We start from the raw sequence: 22,452 nt of genomic DNA on the forward strand, positions 1-22,452 counted from the left end.
AACGGCCGGGAATTTCGGGCCGGGTCCGGGTCCGGGCCGTGCGGCGCGGCCCCGGACCGGCCGGAGCGTCAGGAGCCGTAGCTCAGGGCGATGGTGTCACCGACGGAGATCACCCGGCCCCGGGTCGCGGCGGTGAAGGCGGATCCGTCGGTGCTCGCGCGCCAGACGGAGGTGCCGCTGTTGGCCGTGCCGTTGACCGCGGTGACGGTCCCCGTGCCGGTGGCGGGGGTGACGGAGGTGACGCAGCCCGCGGGGGTGGCGGCGGTGGCGGCCGCGTCCAGTACGGCGCCGAGGGTGGTCGTGGTGCCGGTCGGGGTGAAGGCGACCGAGCAGACCTTGAGGGCGCCCGTACCGTCGGCGACGCTCAGGGCGAGTTCGGTGGCGGTGCCGGGGGTGAAGGCGCTCTGGGCGACCCAGCGGGGGGCGCCGGAGGTGGGCAGGGGCGGTGCGGCGGTGAAGCCCGCGCCCGCGACGGCGCGCAGGGCGTCGGTGGAGGAGTAGGCGGAGGGGGCGGAGTCGGCGGGCTGGTAGCGGAAGCCGCCGCCGGGGTTGAACTGCTGGGCGATCAGGAAGTCGACGGGGGTCTTTCCGGCGGGGGTGAGGAAGTCACCGGTCTGCGGGTTGATGCCGCAGGCGTTCAGACCGGAGACGGCCCAGCCGTTGGAGCTGGAGTTGATGCCGTACATGGCGGTGAAGGCACCGGACAGGTTGACCAACTTGCCCTTGAGGAAGAGGCGTGCCTGCACGATGTCGGGGTCGGTGGCGGGGACTCCGGCGGCGCAGAGGGCCGCCATGGACGCGCCGGTCATATCGACGTCGCCGGGGGCCGCGAGCCGGGTCGGATTCCCTTCGGCCTTCTGGTAGTCCCAGCCGCCGTCGTTGTGCTGGTTGGCCCGGATACGGGTGACGATCGCGTCGAGCAGCGCCTGCGGTACGCGCCGGTCCCCGGACTGGGTTCTGGCGCCGGCGAGCGCGAGGCCCGCGAACACGGTGCCGTTGTAGTTGGCGGAGCTGCCGAAGTATCCGGTCTCCGCGGTCTGCCAGTAGGAGTAGATGTCGCCGATGAGGTTGCGGGAGGCGGAGACCCGGGCCGGGTCGATGCCCGCGGCGTGGGCGTTGAGGGCGGCACGCTCGTAGTCGGTGACGACCGGGGCGGCGGAGGGCCAGGCGGCCGTGGCGAGGAGGTTGCGGTAGACGGTGCGGGCGTTCTTGGTGGTGTCGCCGCCGGGGGCGACGTCGACGGCGGCCGTTCCGGCGGCGGCGAAGGCGCTGAACGCCCACTCGTTGGAGAGCCCGGAGCCCGCGTAGGAACCGTCGGCGGCCTGGAGGGTCTTCAGATAGTTCACACCGTTGGTTTTGGAGGTGGCTATCTGGGCGGGGGTGGAGGTTGCGGAGGCCGGGAGGGTGCCCGCGACGAGCGCGGCGGCCGCGGTCGTGACGACGGTAAGGCCGCGCATCCGGGTGCGGCGGCGGGAGGGCGGGGCGGCGGAGGTCGCGGAGGCGGGGGTACGGGACATGGGCCTGCTCCTGTGTCGGGGGACGCCGGCCGCGAACGCCCGTCACCGGGCCCGGGGAACCGGGGCGGCGGGGGCGCCGGCCGTCGTCCGAACGCGAGGTGACGGCTTTCCAGGTGGTGCTCGCCGCATGGGCATTCGGACTCGGTCCGGCTCCCGCCGTTCCACACCGCTGCGCGTCAGTCCCGGATTCCCACCGGATTCCCCCATGTGACAGCCCTGGACGGTACCCGAGGCACAACTGCCGCGCTACCGGCCCCGGTTCAGGGGCGGCCGGCGGGGGAGGCCGTCTTGACGTCCGTTTCGGCCACATGTTCCAATCCGGCTGCCGGGCCGTGTCCGACACGGCCCGCACGCTCAGGTACCAGGGGAAGCCGGTGGAATTCCGGCGCTGACCCGCAACCGTGAGTCCGCCGCGCGGCGGACGAGCCGGACTGCCTGGTCTGGGTGCTCAATCAGCGAGAAACGCCGTCGCGGACTACGGCGTGGTCGACCGGCCTCCGGTGGGGTGTGTTCCCCGCCGTGCGGGGCCGCCCCGCCACGTGCCGTGCCCGCGCGGACGACACGAGGGGCTGCGGTGGGGACGATGCGACGGGCTCGGGGGCGGCGCGGCGGAGGGCGGAGCCCGGGCTCCCCGGTGGTCTCGCTGACCGCGCTGCTGGTGCTCGGTGCGAGCGGGCTGTACGCCACGGCTCCGGCGAGCGCCGCCGCTGCCCCGGCGGCCGCAGCAACCGCCACAGCCGCCGATGCCGGTGCCGGTGCGCCCGAGAAGTGCACCACGGCGAAGGGCGCGGTCGTCGCCGTCGACTTCGGTGCCTTCGGCGGGCCGGTGGTCCGGGGCTGTGACACCACTCCCACGACCGGGTACGAGCTGCTGCACACCGGCGGTTTCGCCACCACGGGCACCGAGCACGACGGCCCCGCCTTCGTCTGCCGTATCGGCCATGCCTCGGCGCCCGAGGGCAGGCAGTATCCGACTCCGGACGCGGAGAAGTGCAAGGACACCCCGGGCGCGGGGGCCTACTGGTCGTACTGGGTCGCCGCGAAAGGCGCGAAGGACTGGCGGTACAGCACGCTCGGCGCCATGTCCCGGACGCTGAAGCCGGGCGACACCGACGCCTGGGTTTTCGGGGCCACGCAGCCCGGGGGCGCGGGCGGGAAGCCGTCGTTCACCCCGGACCAGGTGCGGGCCGGGGCCGGTCCCGGGAAGGTCCGCACCCGGGCCGTGGGGAGCTGGGTGCAGCAGCGGCTGACCGGGGGCGAGCGGGTGGAGACCGCGCCGGGCGAGCCCAGTGACCTGCTTACGGTGAAGGCGGCCTATGCGCTGGCCGCGACCGTGGGCAAGGGTGCCGTACTGGACCGGGTGGCGGCCTATCTGCGCTCCCGTACCACCGCCTATGCCTATCCGCGGGGCGCGGACCAGGCACCGGATCCGGCTGCCGCGGCGCAGCTCGCGCTGCTGGCGGAGATCACCGAGAAGGATCCGCGGGACTTCGGCGGGCACGATCTGGCGGGCGATCTGCTGAAGACCGTCTGTCCCGAACCCGCCGCCGGTGCCCCGCCGGAGCCCGGCTGTTCGGCCGCGGGCGACTTCCGCGGCGCGGGCTCCACCGAGGCGCAGGCGCAGTCCGTGATCGCCCTGGTCCGGGCGGGTGTGAAGCCCCCGGAGGCGGCGGTCGCCCGGCTGACCCGGCTCGACTGCCCCGGCGGCGGCCACGGCGGCATGCTCAACCCGCCCGGTCAGTACTGCGACGGCGAACCGGGCGCCACGGCCTGGATCGCCCTGGCCCTGCATGCGGCGAAGGGGTACGACGGGGCGCTGGCCGAAGTCCTCTCCGAGCTGAAGGGGCAGCAGCGGGCGGACGGTTCCCTCCCGGTCTACACCGGCGGCACCGGGTACGGGGACGTCGGGACCACGGCGCTGGCCGCCCAGGTGCTGCGGGCCGTGGGCGACGGGGCCCGGGCGGACAGGGCAGTCGCCTGGCTGGCGGGCCGTCAGTTCCCGCTGGGCGGTTTCAGCTCGGACGAGCTGGCGCTGGAGCCTCATCTGTATCCGACGGAGGCCGCCGCGCTCGCCGGGGCGGACGCCGATCTGCTGACCCTGGTGGCCCGGGAGATCCCGGCGGAGCCCGGCAATCCGGGTGAGCCCGGGGGCCCCGGTGAGCCGGGCGGTCCCGGGGAGCCCGGCCAGGGCCGGGGCCCCGATCTGAAGAAGGCGGTGGCCTATCTCACGGGCGGCGGGCGGCTGGTGCGCGGCCGCTACTACCCCGCCGCACCCGGCTCGCCGCGCGCCGACTTCGGGCTGACGATCGACGGCGCCTTCGCGCTCGCCGCCACCGGGTACGACAACAACACGCTCCGCGGGATGGTGGACTTCCTGGACGGCGGCGGCCGGGACAACGAGGGGCGCGCCCTGCACGACTGGACCCGCGCCGGGACGGACCGGCCCGTGAGCGGGGCGGTCGGCAAGGCGGCGGTGCTGGCGCAGTCCGTCGGCCGCGACGCCCGGGACTTCGGCGGGCGCGATCTGATCGCCGCGCTGGAGAAGGCGGTGTGTACGGCGGCGGACGGGCAGTGCGCCGCCCGCGGCAACTACCGGAACGCAACCTCCGTCTTCGGGCAGGCGCTGGGGATCATCGCGCAGGTCCGGGCGGGCGAACGGGCCGCCGCGGCGGAGCCGGTGGCGTATCTGCTCTCCCTCCAGCGGGAGTCGGGCGCCTTCCCGAGCGTGATCCCGGCGAAGGATCCCGCGGACCAGGAGGTCGACTCCACGGCGATGGCCGCGATGGCGCTCGCCCTGGCGGGCGGCGAACGGGCGGACGCCGCGGTGGCGCGGGCGCTGGAGTGGCTCGCGGGGAAGCAGCTCGCCGACGGCGGTTTCCCGGGCGCGTCCGGCAACTCGGTGAACTCGGCCGGGCTGGCGGTGCAGGGGCTCTCCCTCGACACCGCGCGCCACCGCGACCGGATCACGAAGGCCCGGCTGTTCCTCGCCGGGCAGCAGAACCGGGACGGCGGGTTCAATGTGGCCGCGGACGGCCGGCCCGGTTCGGACGTACGGGCGTCGGCGCAGGCCGTCAGCGGTGCGACGGGGATCTCGTTCGCGGTGCTGGAGCGCAGTCTGACCGGGACGTCGCCGCGGCCGGACCCGGGCCCGGATCCGTCGGAACCGCCGGTGATCGTCACCCCCGGTGACCCGGGCGGGGCCGCGGGCACCGGCGGCGCGGCCGGGGGCGGTTCCGGCGGGGGCGGCCTGGCGTCCACCGGTACCGGTGTCCTCGGTCTCGCCGGTACCGCGGCGGCCCTGCTGGTCGCGGGTGCGGGCGCGGTCGCCGCGGTCCGCCGCCGTACCGCCGCGGGGCGGGGCCGATGACGAGTCCCCGGGCGGCCGAGGCAGCCCGCACCCGGGACGGGTGGGCGGCGCGTGCCGTGGCCGCGGCCGGACGGACGGCCGCGGCGCCGAGGATCCCTGCTGCCCCCGTACCCCGCCGTCTGCGGACGGCCCGGGCCGTGGCCGAGGTCGGCCCGACAGCCGCCGCACCGACGCCCCCGACGGCTCCGGCACCCCGCCTCCGCCACTCGCGGACGACCCGGACCGTGCCCGCCTCGGGACCGACGGACGCGGCACTGGGACTCCCCGCCGTTCCCGTACCCCGCCAGCTGCGAGCAGCCCGTACCGTGGGAGCGTTCGGGGCGGCTGGCGCGCCGAGTCCGCGGGCGGCCGAGGCTGCCCGCCCCCGGGACGGGTGGGCGGCGCGTGCCGCGGCCGGCCCGGCGGCTTCGGCGCCCCGCCGCGCACGGGCCGCCCGTGCCCTGGCCGCGTTCGGGCTGACGGCTGCCGCGCTGGTGGCGCCGGCCGTCCCCGTCGCCGCCGATCCGCAGCCGATGGGGCGGTGCACCACCTCGTCGGGTGCGGTGCTCGCGGTCGACTTCGGGCCGTGGGGCGGGCCGGTCTACCGCTCCTGCGGTACGACTCCGACCACGGGTTACGAACTGCTGAACCAGGGCGGCTGGCGGACGGCGGGCACCGGGCACGACGGCCCCGCGTTCGTCTGCCGCATCGGCTACAGCGGGCACCGGGGCGGGAAGATGTTCCCGCCGCCGGAGCAGGAGGACTGCGTCCTCACTCCCCCGGCGACCGCCTACTGGTCGTACTGGCACGCGGACCCGGGCGAGAACACCTGGGAGTACAGCACCCTCGGCGCGATGCTCTACGAACCGGAGCCCGGCAGCGTCGACCTGTGGATCTTCGGCGGGACGGACATCGACGGCACCAAGGGGCGGCCCCGGATCACCCCCGACCAGGTCCGGGCGCGGAACACCAGGCCGGTGGGCGGAGCTGCGGCACCGACCGGGAAGGCACCCGCCGTGCCGCCGGGTACGGACACCGGCCCGGCACCGGCGCGTTCCACGGCACCCGTGCCCCCGCCCCCGGCGCCCTCCGCCCGGGCCACGGTCTCCGCCCCCGCGACAACAAGCGCCCCGCCCCCGTCCCCGTCGCAGTCCCCCGCACCGCCGTCCATCGCCGCCCCTGCGAGCAAGGCCCCGGTGGTCGTGGATGCCGCCCCGGCGGACGCCGCGGGCCGGGATTCGGGTTCCGGTTCGGCGCTCCCGGTGCTGGCGACGGCCGGGCTGGTCGTGGTGCTCGGCGGGGCGGCCGTGGTCACGCTGCGGCGCCGCCGCCGTACGGAGTAGACGGAGCCGCCGTGCCGCGTACCCCTTCCCGGCCCGCGCCGTCCCCGGGCGGCCGCACCCTGCCGCGGACCCTGCATCCCGTCGCCTGGTGGATCTGGGCGCTGGCGCTGGCCACCGCGGTCAGCCGGACCAACAACCCGCTGCTGCTCCTGCTGGTCCTCGCGGTCCTCGGATATGTCGTCACCGTGCGGCGGACCGAGGCGCCGTGGGCCCGCGGCTTCCACTACTACCTGTATCTGGCGCTGATCGTGATCGCGATCCGGGTGGTGTTCCGGGCCGTGTTCGGGACCGGCATCACGCCCGACGACCACTTCCTGTTCTCGCTGCCCACGGTCCCCACCCCGGACTGGTACGCGGGTATCCGCATCGGCGGTCCGGTGTCGCTGGAGGCCCTGCTGTCGGCGGCGGTGGAGGGCCTGCGGCTCGCCTGCATGCTGTGCTGTATCGGGGCGGCGAACACCCTGGCCAATCCGAAGCGGGCGCTGCGGGTGCTGCCGGGCGCCCTGTACGAACTGGGCGTCGCCGTCACGGTGTCCATCAGCGTCGCGCCCCAACTGGTCCAGAGCGTACGGCGGGTGCACCGGGCGCGCAGGCTGCGGGCGGGCCGGACGAAGGGCCTGCGGGCGCTGCGCGGCATCGTGGTGCCGGTCCTGGAGGACGCCCTGGAGCGGTCGCTGCGGCTGGCCGCGGCGATGGATTCGCGCGGTTACGGCCGGGCGGGCTCAGCGACACCCCGTTCGCGCAGGCTGACGGGCGCGCTGATGCTGCTGGGCATGTGCGGTCTGTGCGCGGGGGCGTACGGGCTGCTGGACGCGTCGGCCCCGCGGCCGCTGGGGCTGCCGGCCATGGCGGCCGGGGCGGCGCTCTGCCTGGCCGGGCTGCGGCTGGGCGGGCGGCGGGTGACGCGGACGGTCTACCGGCCGGACCCCTGGCAGCTTCCGGAGTGGGCGGTCGCCGGGTGCGGGGTGCTCGCGGCCGCCCTGCTGTTCAGCGGGGCCGGGTTCGACGCGGCCGCGCTGAACCCTTCGCTGTATCCGCTGGACTGGCCGTCGCTGCCGCCGGTCCCGGCCGCGGCGGTGCTGCTCGCCGGGGCCGCCGGGTTCCTGTCGCCGCCGCCGTCCGCCGTACCGGCCCCCCTTTCCGCTCCGCGCGCCGCCGCGCGCCGTACCGAGGACGCCGCCCTGTGATCACCTTCGACGAAGTCTCCGTGGTCTACGACGGGGCGCCGGAACCCGTACTGCGCGATATCCGGGTGACGGTGGAGGAGGGCGAACTCTGCCTGGTCACCGGGCATACGGGGGTGGGGAAGTCGACACTGCTGGGGGCCGTGAACGGGCTGGTGCCGCACTTCACCGGCGGCACCCTGCACGGCCGGGTGGTCGTCGACGGCCGGGACACCGCGCACCATCCGCCGCGGGAGCTGGCCGATGTGGTGGGGGTGGTGGGCCAGGATCCGCTGGACGGCTTCGTCACCGACACCGTGGAGGAGGAGCTGGCGTACGCCATGGAGCAGTTGGCGGTGCCCGCCGCGACCATGCGGAAACGGGTGGAGGAGACCCTCGACCTGCTGGGCCTCGCGGAGCTGCGGCACCGGCCGCTGTACGAGCTCTCCGGCGGTCAGCAGCAGCGGGTGGCGATCGGTTCGGTGCTGACCGCCCATCCGCGGGTGCTGGTCCTTGACGAGCCGACGTCGGCGCTGGACCCGACAGCGGCCGAGGAGGTCCTCGCGGCCGTCACGCGGCTGGTGCACGACCTGGGGGTGACGGTGCTGGTCGCGGAGCACCGGCTGGAACGGGTGGTGCAGTACGCCGACCGGGTGCTGCACCTGCCGGGCGACGGGCGGGTGGTGTCGGGGCCGCCCGCCGAGGTGTTCCGGGACGCGGCGGTGGCACCGCCGGTGGTGGAGCTGGGCCGGGCGGCGGGCTGGTCGCCGCTGCCGCTGTCGATCCGTGACGCGCGCCGCGCGGCGGGCCCGCTGCGGGCCGCTCTGGCGGACGTCCCGCCGCCTCCGGCGCGGCCCGCTCCCCCGGCGCCCGGCCGTACGGTGCTGGCGGCCCGTGGGGTGACGGTGAAGTACCGGGGGGTGCCCGCGGTACGGGAGGCCGCGCTGGAGCTGCGGGCGGGGGAGGTGACGGCGCTGATGGGCCGCAACGGTTCGGGGAAGTCGTCGCTGCTGTGGGCGCTCCAGGGTTCGGGGCCGCGGCAGGCCGGGACCGTCCGGGTGGCCGGGGACGGCGGGCCGCCGGCCTCGGGCACCGATCCCCGGGGGCTGCCCGCGGCCCGGGCGCGGCGGCTGGTCGGCCTGGTGCCGCAGACGGCGGCCGACCTGCTCTATCTGGAGACCGTGGACCAGGAGTTGGCGCAGGCGGACCGCGAGTCGGCGCCGGAGGGGGCGGACGGGGCGGCGGGGGCGGCGGTATCGGCGCGGGCGGTCCTGGACCGGCTGGTGCCGGGGATCGCGGGGGACCTGCATCCGCGGGACCTCTCCGAGGGGCAGAAGCTCGCCCTGGTCCTGGCGATCCAGCTCGCCGCGGCCCCGCCGGTGGTGCTGCTGGACGAGCCGACGCGGGGGCTGGACTACCGGGCGAAGGAGCAGCTCACGGGGATCGTGGACGGGCTGGCGCGGGAGGGCCGGGCGGTGGTGGTCGCCACGCACGATGTGGAGTTCGTGGCCCGGACAGCGGACCGGGTGGTGGTGATGGCGGAGGGCGATGTCGTCGCGGACGGGCCGACGGCGGAGGTGATCACGGCATCGCCGGTGTTCGCCCCGCAGGTCGCGAAGGTGCTGGCGCCGCTGCCGTATCTCACCGTCAGACAGGTGACCGCGGTAGCGGCGGGTGGGGGGAGGGCGGAATGAGCGGCGCGGACCGGGAGGACGGTACGGCCCCGGCTCCGGCCGATGCCCACACCCACACCCACACCCACACCCACGCTCCGGCTCCGGCTCCGGCTCCGGCTCCGGCTCCGGCTCCGGCTCCGGCTCCGGCTCCGGCTCCGGCTCCGGCTCCGGCTCCGGCTCCGGCTCCGGCGATCAGGATCGGCCCGCGGGCCGGGATCGTCATCACCCTGGCGGCCTTTCTCGGGCTGGTGGCCTTCTTCTGGCCGTTCGTCGTCGCCCCGGGCACCTTCGCCTCCCACTACGCGCCCCCGCTGATCTTCGGGGTGCTGCTGGTCCTCGTCCTCTCCGTGGTGATCTCCGAGATCGCCGAGGGCGGTATCGACTCCAAGGCGCTGGCGATGCTCGGCGTCCTGTCGGCGGTGAACGCGGCGCTGCGCCCGCTCGGCGCGGGCACGGCCGGGGTGGAGACGGTGTTCTTCGTCCTGGTCCTGGCGGGCCGGGTCTACGGGCCGGGCTTCGGCTTCACCCTGGGGTGTACGTCGCTGTTCGCGTCGGCGCTGATCACCGGCGGGGTCGGCCCGTGGATGCCGTACCAGATGTTCGGCTGTGCCTTCGTCGGGATGCTGGCGGGGATGCTGCCGAGGGCCTCTGGCCGCCGGGAGGTGCTGATGCTCGCGGTGTACGGCTCGTTCTCCGGCTATCTCTTCGGCTTTCTGCTCAATCTGTCGTTCTGGCCGTTCTCGGCCGACCCGGGGAGTTCGATCGCCTATCTGCCGGGGCTGCCGTTCACCGAGCAGTGGCAGCGCTATCTCGCCTTCGACGTGGCGACGTCGCTGGGCTGGGACACGGGCCGCGCGGTCACCAACTTCGTCTGCATCCTGCTGGCGGGCCCGGCGGTACTGACGGTCCTGCGCCGGGCGGCGCGCCGGGCCCGGTTCCGGGCACCGGTCCGCTTCGCGCCGCCGCGGGAGCGCGGACCGGCGGCCTGATACGGGGACGGGGAGGCGGGAATCGCCGTGTTCGCCCCGTTCCCCCACCGGAACCAAAAAATCCCGCGCGGGATGTCGAGAATCCGTGCCCTGCTCCGTCCCCGGTACGAACGCGGTGACAATGACCGCACCCGCACCGAGGAGAACCACCATGGCCAAGTACCTGCTGCTCAAGCACTACCGCGGCGCCCCGGCTCCGGTGAACGACGTCCCCATGGACCGGTGGACGCCCGAGGAGATCTCGGCCCATGTGCAGTACATGAACGACTTCGCGGCCGGGCTGGAGGAGACCGGCGAGTACGTCGGCGGTCTGGCGCTGGCCCCCGAGGGCGAATGGGTCCAGTACGGCGGCGAGGGGAAGCCGCCGGTGACCGACGGGCCGTTCGCCGAGACCAAGGATCTGATCGCCGGCTGGATGGTGATCGACGTCGACAGCCATGAGCGCGCCGTCGAACTGGCCGGGGAGCTGTCCGCCGCCCCCGGAGCGGGCGGGCGGCCCATCCACGAATGGCTGGAGGTCCGTCCGCTGCTGACCGCCCCGCCCACCATCACGGAGTAACGGCCCCGATGTCCCCTGCGTCCCCCGCATCCCCCGGGCCGCCCACGTCACCCACATCACCCGCATCACCCACGGACGAAGCCCTGCTCCGGAGCCTCGTACCGAGCGTGATCACCGTTCTCGTCCGCCGCGGAGCCGACTTCGCGGCGGCCGAGGACGCCGTACAGGACGCCCTGGTCGAGGCGGTCCGCCGCGGGGCTCCGGGGGTGGTGGGCGCCGCGGACGGGACGGCGGAGGCGGTACGGGACCCGAAGGGCTGGCTGACCACCGTGGCGTGGCGGAAGTTCCTGGACGCCACCCGGGCGGATACGGCCCGCCGCCGCCGGCAGGGCCTCGCCGAAGAGGAACCGGGTCCCGGACCGGTGTCCTCGGTGGACGACACCCTCCGGCTCTACTTCCTCTGCGCGCATCCGTCGCTGACGCCGTCGTCCGCCGTCGCGCTGACCCTGCGTGCCGTCGGCGGGCTCACCACCCGGCAGATCGCCCGGGCCTATCTGGTGCCCGAGGCGACCATGGCGCAGCGCATCAGCCGGGCCAAACGGACCGTGTCCGGGGTGCGGTTCGACCGGCCCGGTGAGGTCGCGACCGTGCTGCGCGTCCTCTATCTGGTCTTCAACGAGGGCTACTCCGGGGACATCGACCTGGCGGCCGAGGCCGTACGGCTCACCCGGCAGCTCACGGCCGCGGTCGACCATCCGGAGGCGGCGGGGCTGCTCGCCCTGATACTGCTCCACCACGCGCGGCGCGCCGCCCGGACCGCTCCGGACGGCGCTCTGGTGCCGCTCGCCGAACAGGACCGGACCCGCTGGGACTCCGGGCTGATCGCCGAGGGCACCGGGATCCTCCAGGCGGCGCTGGCCCGCGACCGGCTGGGCGAGTACCAGGCGCAGGCCGCGATCGCGGCGCTCCACGCGGACGCGCCCACCGCCGCCGAGACGGACTGGGTGCAGATCGTCGAGTGGTACGACGAGCTGGTGCGCCTCACGGACAGCCCGGTCGTCCGGCTCAACCGGGCGGTCGCCGTAGGCGAGGCGGACGGGCCGCGCGCCGGGCTGAAGGCGCTGGCGGAGCTGGACGCCGCACTCCCCCGCTACACGGCGGTGGCCGCGTACCTCCATGAGCGCGACGGTGACCCGGTGACGGCCGCCCGGCTCTACGCGGAGGCGGCCCACCAGGCCACCGACCTCGCCGAACGCGACCATCTGACCCGGCGAGCGGCCCGGCTGAACACCCGCCCGCACCGCTGACCCGGGCCGGGCGCGCGGGCCGCCGCGGTGCGGCGCGTCGGATCGCGGTACGCCAGAATGGCCCCTTCTCAGGTATTCGATCTTGGTGTGGGAGGCCGGGACATGGGCGAGGTCGCCGTTGTCGGACTGGGCGGGATGGGGCGGGCGATCGCCCGCAATCTGGTGCGCGCGGGCCACGAGGTCGTGGTGTGGAACCGTTCGGCGGGGCCCGCGGAGGAACTCGCCGGGGAGGGGGCCCGCCGGGCCGAGTCGGTCGCGGACGCCCTGCGGAGCCCGGTGGTGCTCTCGGTCCTCTCGGACGACCGCGCGTTCGCCGAGACCTTCCTGGACTCCGGGGTCCTCGCCGCGGCGCGCCCCGGGGGCCTCCATGTGAACATGGCCACGGTCGGTGTGGACCTGGCCCGCCGGGCCGCCGCGGCACACACCGCGCACGGACTCGGCTACCTGGCCGCCCCGGTGTTCGGGCGGGTGAGCGTGGCGGAGGCCGGTGCGCTGAACATCCTCGCCGCTGGCGAGCCCGGTCTCGTCGACCGGGCCCGGCCGTTCTTCGAGGTGATCGGGGCCCGTACCTGGCGGCTGGGCGATCGCCCCGAACAGGCCAACACGGTGAAGGTCCTGGGCAACTATCTGATCGCCTGCGCCATCCAGTCCCTCGGCGAAGCGGTCAGCGTCGCCGAGGCGGCCGGTGCCGACCCGGCCGAGTTCACCGAGCTCCTGTCGTCGACGCTCTTCCCCGGGCCCGTCTACTCCGGCTACGGCGCCATGATCGCGGAGCGGAGGTACCGGCCGGCCGGGTTCACCGCCGCGCTCGGACGCAAGGACCTCGGCCTCGCCCTCGACGCCGCGGCCGGCCACGAGGTCCCGCTCCCGTTCGGGGAACTTCTCAGGGAGGTGTTCGACCAGACGATCGCCGACGGCCGCGCCGGGGACGACTGGGCCGTGATCGCCGAGCAGCAGCCGCGCTGAGGCACCGGGCGGCCGGGTACCGCGGACGGCTCCGGGCACCGGTCCGGTCGGCCGTCGGCACGGCAGCCATGACTCCGGCCGGACGGCACCGCCCGGAGTGCCCGGGCGTGCCGTCCGCGGGCCCGGCCGGGTCGCGTACGGTCCCGGCCCCCGGTCCCGTACCCGGGTGCTGTCGCGCGGTCCCGGTTCCCCGGTCCCGTACCGCTCACGGCCCCCTCTCGGCGTCGACCAGCCGCTCCACCAGCAGTCCGGCCGCGAGCAGCGCGCGGTCGGAGCCCGGCGGTCCGTCCAGTGCCAGACCGACCGGGAGCCCGCCGGACGCGGGGGTCATCGGCAGGGTGAGCCCGGGGAGTCCGGCGATGCTGCCCGGTGACGTGTTGCGGGTGAAGGCGGCGAACGCCGGCACGGGATGCCCGCCGACGTCGACCGGGCCCGCGGGGTCGTCCAGCGGGCCGGCGGACCGAGGGGTGGTGGGGAAGACGAGGGCGTCGAACCGCCGTCCCCCGAACAGGCCGCGGTAGACGGCGCGCAGCCCGTCGCGGCCCGCCCCCACGGCCGCCCGGTACTCGGCCCCGGTGACCCGGTGGGGCGCGCCGTCGACGATGGCGTCCAGGAACAGGGCACGGACGTCGTGGCCCGTGATCCGCCCGGCCAGTCCGTCCAGGGTCAGCCCTGGGACGTAACGGTCGAGGTAGCGGCCCAGTTCGCGGCGTGCCTCGTAGAGCGCGATCGGGTAGCCGAGCCGCTCCTCCACACCGTCGAAGCCGGGCGCCGGTACGTCGACGACGTCGACCCCGCCCGCCCGGAGCCGGTCGACGGCGCGGTCGAACGCGGCGGCGGTCTCCGGGCCCAGCGGTTCGGTGAGGGCACCGCGCGGGATCCCGAGGCGGAGCCGCCCGGGTTCCGCGGCCGGGACCGCAGGGGCAGCCTCGGCGGCGAGCACCGCGTCCAGCAGCACCAGGTCGGCGACGGTGTGCGCCATCGGTCCCACGGTGTCGCGGGAGGCCGACAGGGGGGTGACCGCCCCGGCGGGATAGCGGCCGGGAGTGGGCCGCAGCCCGCAGAGTCCGCACAGGGCGGCCGGGATCCGGACGGAGCCGCCGGTGTCGGTGCCGAGGCCCGCCGGGACTCCGCGGGCGACGGCGACCGCGGTGCCGCCGCTGCTGCCTCCGGCGATCCGGGTGCGGTCCCGGGGGTTGCGCACCGGGCCCGCGGCCGAGGAGGTGCTGGTGATCCCGTATGCCAGTTCGTGCAGATTGGTTTTGCCGAGGACGAACGCCCCGGCCTCGACCAGCCGCCGCACCACCGGTGCGTCCTCGTCGGGGACGAAGTCCTTCAGGGCCGGGGTGGCCGCGGTGTTGGGGAGCCCGGCGACATGGATGTTGTCCTTGACGGCGACCGGAACGCCGTGCAGCGGACCCGTCGCCGGGGAACGGTCGGCCCGGCGGGCCGCTCGCAGGGCCCGTTCGGGGTCCAGGGTGATGTACGCGCCGAGGTCCGCGTTCCGCGCGGCGTCCGCGAGCAGCCGCTCGGTGAGTGCCTCGCTGGTGGTGGTGCCGTCGCGCAGCGCCGCCAGGGTGGCTGCCGGGCCGTTTGTTCCGTCCGTCATCCCGCTCTCCGTCCGCCGGTTCGTGGTGGCGCCGCGCCCGTCGCGGCCCGGGGCCGGTTCACCGGGCGTAGGAGGGGTCGGTGCGGTCGAGCATGCGGCGCAGCGCGGCCCAGTCCCGGCCGTGGATGAACGCCTCGTTCGACGTGTCGAACTGACGTGCCGTGTGCCCGGCGGTCTCCGCGTCGCATTCGGTGACCGCGCCACCGGCCTGCGCGGCGATCTGGATCTGGCAGGCCAGTTCCAGATAGTAGAGGTCCTCGAAGGCCGAGCGGATGTCGACGCCGGTGGTGAGCAGACCGTGGTTGCGGAGGATCAGGGCCCGTTTGGTGCCGAGGTCGCCGGTCAGCTTCTCCTGCATCGCCTCGTCGAGGACGATGCCGCCGAAGTCGTGGTAGGCGAGCCGGCCGTGGAACCGCATGGCGTGCTGGCTGATGTCGAGCAGTCCGCGGGGCTGGGCCGCCACGGCGGAACCGGCCCTGCTGTGGGTGTGCAGGACGCACGCCACCTCGGGGCGGGCCCGGTGGATCGCGGAGTGGATGATGAACCCGGCGGGGTTGGCGCCCGCCTCGGGCCCGTCCAGGACGTTCCCGGCCAGGTCGACGGTGACCAGGTTGGACGCGCACACCTCCTCGTAGAGCAGCCCGAAGGCGTTGATGAGGAAACGGTCGTGGCGGCCGGGCACCCGGGCCGAGATGTGGTTGTAGATCATGTCGGTCCAGCCGTACCGGGCGATCAGCCGGTAGCAGGCGGCCAGATCGACCCGGACCGCCCACTCCTCCGCGGTGACCCGCTCCCGGACCGTGGGGTCGGGGAGGGCGATGCGGTCCCAGGAACGGGCGTCGGGACGGGGGGATGTGATCATGCGTGACCTTCCCTGGCTGCGGCGGAGGAGTTGCCGGGGTGCGGCCCCGGGCGGGGAGCGGGCCGGGGCACCGCTCGATGTCGGCAAGGCTAGGACGGTCCGACGGGTGGGCGGAGGTGTGATTCCTCCACTGTTTCCGGCGTCCGGGCGTATGCTTCGCCCACCGCGCGTGGGTGACGACCGAGGACAGCCGATGGACCGTACCGAAGACCGGCCGGACGAGCTGATCGAGCGGCACCGCCGCCGGGAGCGCGAACTCTCCAGTCTGTACGCGACGGCGCGGTCCCTGACCGCGCTCCGCGGCCCGGACGAGGTGCTGGCCAGTGTCGTCGGGCACGCGCACGATCTGATCGGCGCGGATCTGGCGTATCTGGCGGTCCTGGAGGAGGACGGCACCTATCTGCGGGTGCGTTCCGCGGCCGGGGCGCTGACCCCCGGGTTCGCCGGGCGGATGCACGCTCCGGCGCAGGTCGGGATCGCCGGGCGGGTGGCGGCCACCCGGGCGCCGTACTGGGAGAGCGACTATCTGGCGTCGGCCGGGATCGTCCACGATCCGGGCGTCGACCGTGCCGTCGAGGCGGAGGGCATCGTGTCGATGCTCGGGGTCCCGCTGGTCGCGGGCGGCAGGTTCCTCGGCACCCTGATCGCGGCGAACCGGCAGGAGCGGCCGTTCGTCCGGGACGACGTGGCGCTGCTGAGCGCGTTCGGGGACCATGCCGCGGTGGCCCTGGAGAACGCCCGGCTGTACGACGAGAGCCGTCGCGCGCTGCGCGCCCTGGAGAGCGCGTACGCGACGATCGAGAAGGCCGAGGAGGTCCACGAGGCGCTCACCCGGGTGGTGCTGGCGGGCGGGGACACGGGCGCGGTCGCGGATCTGGTGGTGGCCGGCCTGGGCGGGAGCGTACTGGTCCTCGACCATGCGCGGCGGGTGCTCGCGGCCCGCGGCCTGCCCTCCGACTCCGAGGAGGCGGCGGTCCGCGAGCGGGCGGTGTTGAGCGCCTCCCCGATGATGGCCGCGGCGGTCGTCCGCGGTATCGAGGAGAGCCGCAGGTCCGGGCGGTGCGTCACGGTCGAACGGGACGGCACCCTGCGCCATACGGTGGCGGCGGTCGTCGTCGGCGCGACCCAGATGGGCGCGCTGGTCCTGTCCCGCGCCGGCACACCGGACCCCGTGGAGGCACGCACCCTGGAGCGGGCGGCGCAGACGACGGCCCTGCTGACCCTGACGCAGGACGCCGTGGTCCGGGCGGAGGAGCGGGTACGGGGCGAACTGCTCACCCAGCTTCTGACCGCCCCGCGCCCGTTCGCCGGGGAACTCGCGCTGCGCGCCCGCGCCCGGCGCGTCGAGCCGGAGCTGCTGGACACCGTCCTGGTGGTGACCGCGACGGCGGACCGGCAGGCCGAGACCACCCGGCTGCTGCACGGTCTCGCCGAGGAGTACGGGGGACTGGCGGGCGAACATCTCGGGGTGCCGGTGGCGCTGATCCGCGCCGGGGCGGCCGCCGGGAGGAACGGAGACACCGGCCGTACCGCCGAAGCTGCCGCGCGGAGCGTCCACCGGCGGCTGGCCCGGGTCATCGGCGCGCCGGTCCTGGTGTGCGCCGCTCCGGTCCGGCCCGGCCCGGAACCACTCGGCACCGATGTGACCCTGGCGAACCGCTGCCGCCGGCTGCTGCACGGTCTGGGCGTACGGGACGGCGGAACCACCACCGAGCGGCTGGCCGTGTACGCGGTCCTCTTCGACCCCGACCGCGACCAGGACCTCGGGGCGTTCCTCGACGGCTCACTCGGGCGGATCACCGCGCACGACACGGAACGCGGCACCGAGCTGCTGGGCACCCTGGCCGCGTACTTCGACCACTCCCGCAATCTCGCCGCGACGGCCCGCGCCCTGCATATCCATATCAATACGCTGCTGAAGCGCATGGACCGGATCGGCGGCCTCCTCGGCCCCGACTGGCAGCAGCCGGACCACGCCCTGCGGCTCCAGCTCGCGGTCCATCTGCACGGCCTGGCCCGCCGGATCGGTGACGGCGGACCGGACGGCGAGGCGGGCGGCGGGGAGGCGCCAGGCCCCTGACGGCCGGTGCCGCGCCGCCGCTCCGGACGGGCGCGGGACGCCCGGGCCCGGGGGGCGGTCAGGGGACCGCGCACACCCCGCGGCCGGGTCGTGTCCCGGGCCCGGAAGTCCGTACCCCGGGTCCGTTCCCCGCCCTCGGCGCGCGGGGCGCGGCGGACGGGTCGCGGCGCGCGGCCGGCGGGCGGCCGGTCAGGACGCCGGGCGGTCCGTGAAGGCCGCGAGGAGTGCCCGGGCCTGCCGCCGGAACTCCTCGTCCTGAACGATGATGCGGCCCTCCAGGCCCGAGCGGACGGTGCGGGCGTCGCCGTCGGCGAGCGCGGCCAGCCGGCTCAGATGACCGGGGGTCATGGCATCGGCGCCGAGGGCCTCCAGGGCCCGGCAGGCCCCCTCGGGATCGGCCTCCGATTCGGCGGACCTCAGGACCGCCGCGGCGAGCGCGACACGGTCCGGGACGGCGGGTCCGGCCACCGCGAGAAGGGCCGACACGACCGCCGGTACCTGCTCCGGATCGCCGAGGGCGGCCTCCAGCCGGGCGGTGAGGGGACGCCCGGCCGGACCGAGCAGCGCGGCGGCGCGGGCGGCCCGCACCACCTGCCACCGGGACCACGCATTCCGTCCCGCGCGTTCGAAGACCGAGTCCAGCGCGGCGACCGTCCCGTCCGCGTCCCCCGTGATCCGCCACAGCGCCTCGGCGACGGCCGTATCGCCGTCCAGCTCCGGGCCGGTGGTACCGGTGCCGTTGAACGCCGCACGCAGGGCCGGAGCCAGCACCGCTCCCCCGGGACCCAGTCCGGCGGCCGTCCGGGCGGCGTCCCCGTCGCGGCCGCCGCCGCTCCGGAGCTCCCGGTCGAGGCAGCGCAGCAGGGGCTCGGCAGTTCCGTCGAGTTCATGGAGGGCCTTCGCCGCGGCGAGGGCTCCCCGGTCGGCGGCCGTCCGGAGCGCTTCGACGGCACGGGCCCGTACGGCCGGGGCACAGTCGGAGGCGACGGCGGCAACCGCGCGGGGGGCCTGCTCCGGATGGTGCGGGAGCATCCCGCACAGTTCGGGGAGCGCCCGTGCGGCGTCGGCGCCCCAGGAGGCCGCCAGCTGGAGCAGGTACGACGGTTCGTTGCCGGTCAGCTCCCCGGGCCGGGAGAGCCGGTCCCGCACGGCGTCGAGGAGCTTCCGGTCGAAGGGCACGGTGGCACCGGTGCGCTGCCGCAGTTCGGTGGTGGCGCCGAGGGCCCGGGGGCGCCGTCCGAGGGCGGCGGCGAGGAAGGGCGCCGCCCGGCCGGGCGCGATGAGCACGAGTGCGGCCAGGGCACGGTCGGCATGGTCGTCGGCCCGGTCCGGGTTGCGTGCGGCGAGGGGGACGAGGAAGGCCGCGGCCGGTCCGGCGGCTTCGCCGAGACCGCCGAGAAGAGAGGCCGCGTCCAGCGCGGACGCATCGTCGGTGACCGACGCGCACAGGCTCCCCACCAGGCGCCCCGGCGCGCTGCGGGAGAGCATGCAGGCGCGGTCCGCCGCCCAGAGTCCCTCGGCCCGCACCTCGGCGCGCGCATCCCGCAGAGCGGCGTCGACCAGGGCCAACGCGGCCTCGCGTTCGGTTTCCCGGTCCCGGAGCAGCAGGGCCTCGACGACCGCGCAGAGCGGCTCGCTGCGCTCGAAGTCGAGATCGGAGGCGACGGAGTCCGCGGGCAGGAGGGCCAGCATCGCCTGGTGCATGGCCTCGGTCCACGGGGCGCCGGTGTCGAGGCGGGCGAGGACCGCGGCCAGCAGCACCTCGCCGGACTCGAACGATTCCAGCACCGCGTCGGCGGCCGCCACCGCGGACGGCGGGGCGATCCGGGCGAGCCCGGCCAGGAGTTCGGCGCGGACGGCGGGTTCGGTCTCGGTTTCCCAGCGGGCGAGCAGGGCGGGGAGCGCGGCCGCGGCGCGGGTGTGGGAGACCGCCCAGGCCGCGGTCCTGCGCACGCCCGGATCGGGCGCCGCGAGCAGGGGCAGCAGCAGGGGGAGCCGGTCCGTCACGGCGGCCCGGACCACGCCGGGCGCGACACCCCGCTCGTCCCCGCTCTCCGCCATCCCGCCGAGCAGCACCAGAACGTCCGCCGTACGGTGCCCGGCCACCGCCATCCCGGCGAGGAACGGCACGGCCTCCGCGCTGGCACCGTAGACCGTGCCCTGGTGGAGCACGCTTCCGTACAGCTCGGACAGAGCCTCCTCCGCGGCCTCCTCGTCGGTTCCGGCGAGGGCGCGCAGCAGTTCGGGCAGGTCCTCCGCGGTGCCGTAGGCGTGGGAGAAGGATGCCCAGGGGTGGTCGTCCAGGCCGTCGAGCGGATGTACGAGTTCCATGCGGGGCATCGTGCCATCCGCCACCGACAGCGGTGCCGCCCGCGCGTTCACACCAGGGTCAGCAGATGGCCGGTGGGGCTGTAGTCGATCTTCCAGTCGGCGTAGACGCCGCAGAATCCGTCGTCGGTGCAGCGCAGTCCGACGGTCACCCAGCGGACCTCTCCGTCGGCGCCGAGGGAGAACGCGACCGCGGCCTCGAACTCCTCTCCCCCGCAGGGGCATCCGGCGAGGCCGGGTTCGTCGCCCTCCCAGTCCGCGTCTTCGCCGTCGTCCCAGTACTCCCCGGTGTCCGCGATGAACGCGGTGGCGTCGCAGCCGGAGCACTTCCGCTCGGCGCCGGAGGCGTTGACCAGGACGAGGAACGTACGGCCGCCGCAAGCCCGGCAGACGGACGGGACGATCGTCACCGGGCGGCCGTCGTCGGCGCCCCGCAGAAGCTCGGCGAGTCCGGCGGGAACTCCCCCGCCGACCCGGTCATCAGCATGCACGGGCCCATCGTTCCAGACGCCGGGAGCGGCGGCGGGTCCGGCTGCTCAGTCGTGGAGGGCGACACCGGGCAGCGGCCGTCCGCCGTCGTCGAACAGCGCGGTCCCGCAGTCGCAGCGCTCACCGGCCAGGACCCGGGTGTCCGGTACCTCCCAGACCAGCATCGCCGTGCAGCCGGGGCAGTTCAGGCTGGTCAGGGGCGCCTCGCAGACGGAGCCCCAGGCCCGTACCGGGGAGCCCCCGTACATCAGTCCGTCCGGTGCGGACCCGACGGCCGGCGCGACCAGGATCTCGTAGGTGTCGGTGCCGTTCTCCACGGCCAGCAGCGTGCCGCCGCTCTCCGCCAGGGCGGCGGCGAGATGGTCGAGCAGGCGGACCGGCAGGTCGCCGCGGCGGAGGGCCGGATCGCCTTCGTCCGTATGCGGGACGCCTTCGGTGCCGATTCCGTACGGCTCCGCTCCGAAGGTCCGTACCCGGGCGGCCACGAACGCCGCCAGCTCCCCCGGTTCCTCCTCGCCGGTCCAGTCCATGCTGAACACCACGCTGTCGACACGGACCCCGTCGGCGCGCTCGCCGGGGGTCAGGACCAGTTCCGCCAACTCCGTCACGGCGGTGACGCTATCAACCCGGTCCGACAACGCCTCCGCCCCGGTTCGCACCCGGCAGGGCCGGGGCTGTCCGGCGTTTCCGGGGTTGTTCGGCCTTTTCAGGGTTGTCCGGTCTCGGGGGTCAGAGCCCGCAGCCCGCCGTCGTCCCGTCGGCGGGCCGGGGGACGGTACGGCCGGGCGGCGGGGTGGTGCCCCGGGTGGTCCAGGCGACCAGCGCGTCGAAGGCCTCAATGAAGCAGGGCTGCATGGGGCGGACCGTCGCGGGCGCGAGGTCGTAGTAGCCATCGGTGTGGGTGCCGTCCTGGATCCGGTAGTAGCGGTGGAGGTCGCCGCGACCGGCCGCGGCGACCTTCCGGGCGTACACATCACCGCTGCGGCTGATCGGCAGCAGGACGTCCAGGGTGCCGTGGACGGTGATCAGCGGGCGGCCGATGCGGCCGGTGAGCGAGACCCGCTCCACCGCGTCGTGGACGGCGGCCGGGCGGGAGCCGTAGTCGTAGTCGGTGTCGCAGCCCGCGCCGGTCCCCTCGGGGCAGAACGGTGTGCCCGCCTGCGCGTCACCGTCGTAGCCGGGGTCGAGTTCCTCGCGCATGACGCGCTGGAGCACGTCCCACTGGGTCAGATAGTGGGCCTTCCAGAGGGGTTCGGAGCCCCGGGGGTATCCCTCGGCGTACATGGCCTCGGCCGCGCCGGGCTCGCCCCGCTCCCAGCGGGGGAAGGCGCGCAGAGCGGGCGGGATGTTGGTCAGCAGGCCCGGCTGGTCGCGGGTGAGGAGCAGGCCGTTCCAGTCGATACCGCCCGTGTAGAGCCGCGGGAACTGTTCGAGCTGGCGGCGGACCAGATATCCGGCGGCGGAGAGACCGGCGGCGTACGTCCGGGCGGGCGGGCGGCCGTAGTGCCGGGCCGCCACCCGTTTCGCGGCGACGGTCAGCTGCGTGAGGCGGAGGTGCCACTCCATGATGGCGTCACCGGGCTCCACCCCGTCCCGGTACATCGCGGGGCCGGTGTTGCCCTTGTCGGTGGCGGCGTAGGCGAAGCCCCGGGCCAGGACGTGGTCGCTGATGATCCGGTCGTTGGCGTACTGACGGCGGGTGCCGGAGGGGGCCGCGACGACCAGGCCGCCGTTCCAGCGCTCCGGCAGCCGGATCACGAACTGGCTGTCGTGGTTCCAGCCGTGGTTGGTGTTGGTGGTGGAGGTGTCGGGGAAGTAGCCGTCGAGCTGGATGCCCGGCACCTTCGAGGGGTTGACGGTGCCCGCCGCCTGGAGCCCGGCGTAGTCCGCCGGGTTGGTGAGGCCGAGCGGCACCAGACCGGCCGTGGTCAGATCGGCCGGGCAGTGGCCGGTGACCCGCTCCGCGCCGGGGACGCGCAGCCGCTCCGCCGCGCAGCCGGGGCCGCCGGCGCTCGCCCCGGCCGCGGGCAGCAGGGCGGCGGTGAGCAGGGTGGACACCAGGGCGACGAGACGGCGCCGGTACTTCGTACGAGACATATCGGGGACTCCTTCTGCCGGGCGGGCGGGACGGGACGGTGTACGGGATACGGATCCGGGGGCTCGGGCTGCGGGACTCAGTGGCTTAGGGGCCTCCGGGGCGCGGGCCCTTGGGCCCTTGAAGCCCGGTTCCGGGTTCCGGGTTCCGGGTTCCGGGTTCCGGCAGAACGTAGGGCGCGCG

General features: G+C 75.3%; 16 protein-coding genes and 2 riboswitches. Of the genes, 9 read left to right on the plus strand and 7 right to left on the minus strand.

The genetic code is table 11. From position 1 onward, the window contains the following. Positions 1 to 68: 68 nt before the first annotated feature. On the minus strand, positions 69 to 1,457 hold the full coding sequence (locus ACWDR0_RS00065) for a hypothetical protein (protein ID WP_456349473.1): 1,389 nt from the start codon (positions 1,455 to 1,457) through the stop codon (positions 69 to 71). Positions 1,458 to 1,646: 189 nt separating this feature from the next. Continuing rightward, positions 1,647 to 1,721: riboswitch (cobalamin riboswitch) on the minus strand. 162 nt (positions 1,722 to 1,883) lie between these two features. Beyond that, a riboswitch (cobalamin riboswitch) is annotated at positions 1,884 to 1,981 on the plus strand. Positions 1,982 to 2,100: 119 nt separating this feature from the next. Between ACWDR0_RS00065 and ACWDR0_RS00070 the strand changes: the two genes are divergently transcribed. From ACWDR0_RS00070 to ACWDR0_RS00105, 8 genes are all read left to right on the plus strand, one after another. Next, positions 2,101 to 4,884, plus strand: coding sequence for a prenyltransferase/squalene oxidase repeat-containing protein (locus ACWDR0_RS00070; RefSeq protein ID WP_456349271.1), 2,784 nt, complete (start codon positions 2,101 to 2,103; stop codon positions 4,882 to 4,884). A 473-nt stretch (positions 4,885 to 5,357) separates the two neighbouring features. After that, entirely contained in the window at positions 5,358 to 6,206 is an 849-nt protein-coding gene (locus tag ACWDR0_RS00075) for a hypothetical protein (protein ID WP_456349272.1), read from the plus strand. Between the two features lie 11 nt (positions 6,207 to 6,217). Beyond that, positions 6,218 to 7,393, plus strand: a complete 1,176-nt coding sequence (locus ACWDR0_RS00080) for an energy-coupling factor transporter transmembrane component T (RefSeq protein WP_456349273.1) — start codon at positions 6,218 to 6,220, stop codon at positions 7,391 to 7,393. After that, on the plus strand, positions 7,390 to 9,063 hold the full coding sequence (locus ACWDR0_RS00085) for an ABC transporter ATP-binding protein (protein ID WP_456349274.1): 1,674 nt from the start codon (positions 7,390 to 7,392) through the stop codon (positions 9,061 to 9,063). The genes ACWDR0_RS00080 and ACWDR0_RS00085 overlap by 4 nt, the downstream gene beginning before the upstream one ends. Next, a complete protein-coding gene (locus tag ACWDR0_RS00090; protein WP_456349275.1) occupies positions 9,060 to 10,034 on the plus strand; it encodes an ECF transporter S component in 975 nt (324 codons plus the stop codon). The genes ACWDR0_RS00085 and ACWDR0_RS00090 overlap by 4 nt, the downstream gene beginning before the upstream one ends. 151 nt (positions 10,035 to 10,185) lie before the next feature. Further along, positions 10,186 to 10,593 carry a YciI family protein gene (locus ACWDR0_RS00095; RefSeq protein ID WP_456349276.1) on the plus strand — a complete coding sequence of 136 codons (408 nt, stop codon included), beginning with the start codon at positions 10,186 to 10,188 and terminating at the stop codon, positions 10,591 to 10,593. Between the two features lie 107 nt (positions 10,594 to 10,700). Continuing rightward, complete coding sequence (locus tag ACWDR0_RS00100; protein WP_456349277.1) at positions 10,701 to 11,840, plus strand: RNA polymerase sigma factor; 1,140 nt, start codon at positions 10,701 to 10,703, stop codon at positions 11,838 to 11,840. Between the two features lie 102 nt (positions 11,841 to 11,942). After that, positions 11,943 to 12,806, plus strand: coding sequence for an NAD(P)-dependent oxidoreductase (locus ACWDR0_RS00105; protein ID WP_456349278.1), 864 nt, complete (start codon positions 11,943 to 11,945; stop codon positions 12,804 to 12,806). A 205-nt stretch (positions 12,807 to 13,011) separates the two neighbouring features. Here ACWDR0_RS00105 and ACWDR0_RS00110 read toward each other — a convergent pair whose 3' ends face one another. Continuing rightward, entirely contained in the window at positions 13,012 to 14,415 is a 1,404-nt protein-coding gene (locus ACWDR0_RS00110) for an amidase family protein (protein WP_456349279.1), read from the minus strand. Between the two features lie 58 nt (positions 14,416 to 14,473). Beyond that, the gene (locus ACWDR0_RS00115) at positions 14,474 to 15,277 is read right to left on the minus strand and encodes a class II aldolase/adducin family protein (RefSeq protein WP_456349280.1); all 804 of its coding nucleotides are present in this window, start codon (positions 15,275 to 15,277) and stop codon (positions 14,474 to 14,476) included. Positions 15,278 to 15,470: 193 nt separating this feature from the next. Between ACWDR0_RS00115 and ACWDR0_RS00120 the strand changes: the two genes are divergently transcribed. Continuing rightward, positions 15,471 to 17,357, plus strand: a complete 1,887-nt coding sequence (locus tag ACWDR0_RS00120) for a helix-turn-helix domain-containing protein (RefSeq protein WP_456349281.1) — start codon at positions 15,471 to 15,473, stop codon at positions 17,355 to 17,357. Between the two features lie 189 nt (positions 17,358 to 17,546). Here ACWDR0_RS00120 and ACWDR0_RS00125 read toward each other — a convergent pair whose 3' ends face one another. From ACWDR0_RS00125 to ACWDR0_RS00140, 4 genes are all read right to left on the minus strand, one after another. Next, positions 17,547 to 19,688, minus strand: coding sequence for a HEAT repeat domain-containing protein (locus ACWDR0_RS00125; protein ID WP_456349282.1), 2,142 nt, complete (start codon positions 19,686 to 19,688; stop codon positions 17,547 to 17,549). A gap of 47 nt (positions 19,689 to 19,735) precedes the next feature. After that, positions 19,736 to 20,176: a hypothetical protein gene (locus ACWDR0_RS00130; RefSeq protein ID WP_456349283.1), complete on the minus strand. Its 441-nt coding sequence runs from the start codon at positions 20,174 to 20,176 to the stop codon at positions 19,736 to 19,738. Positions 20,177 to 20,221: 45 nt separating this feature from the next. Next, positions 20,222 to 20,782 (minus strand): hypothetical protein, encoded by a 561-nt coding sequence (locus ACWDR0_RS00135; RefSeq protein WP_456349284.1) that lies wholly within the window; start codon positions 20,780 to 20,782, stop codon positions 20,222 to 20,224. 121 nt (positions 20,783 to 20,903) lie between these two features. Next, a complete protein-coding gene (locus tag ACWDR0_RS00140; RefSeq protein ID WP_456349285.1) occupies positions 20,904 to 22,271 on the minus strand; it encodes a 3-hydroxybutyrate oligomer hydrolase family protein in 1,368 nt (455 codons plus the stop codon). Between the last annotated feature and the right edge of the window lie 181 nt (positions 22,272 to 22,452).

It is taken from the genome of Streptomyces sp. NPDC003691, from assembly GCF_053981115.1.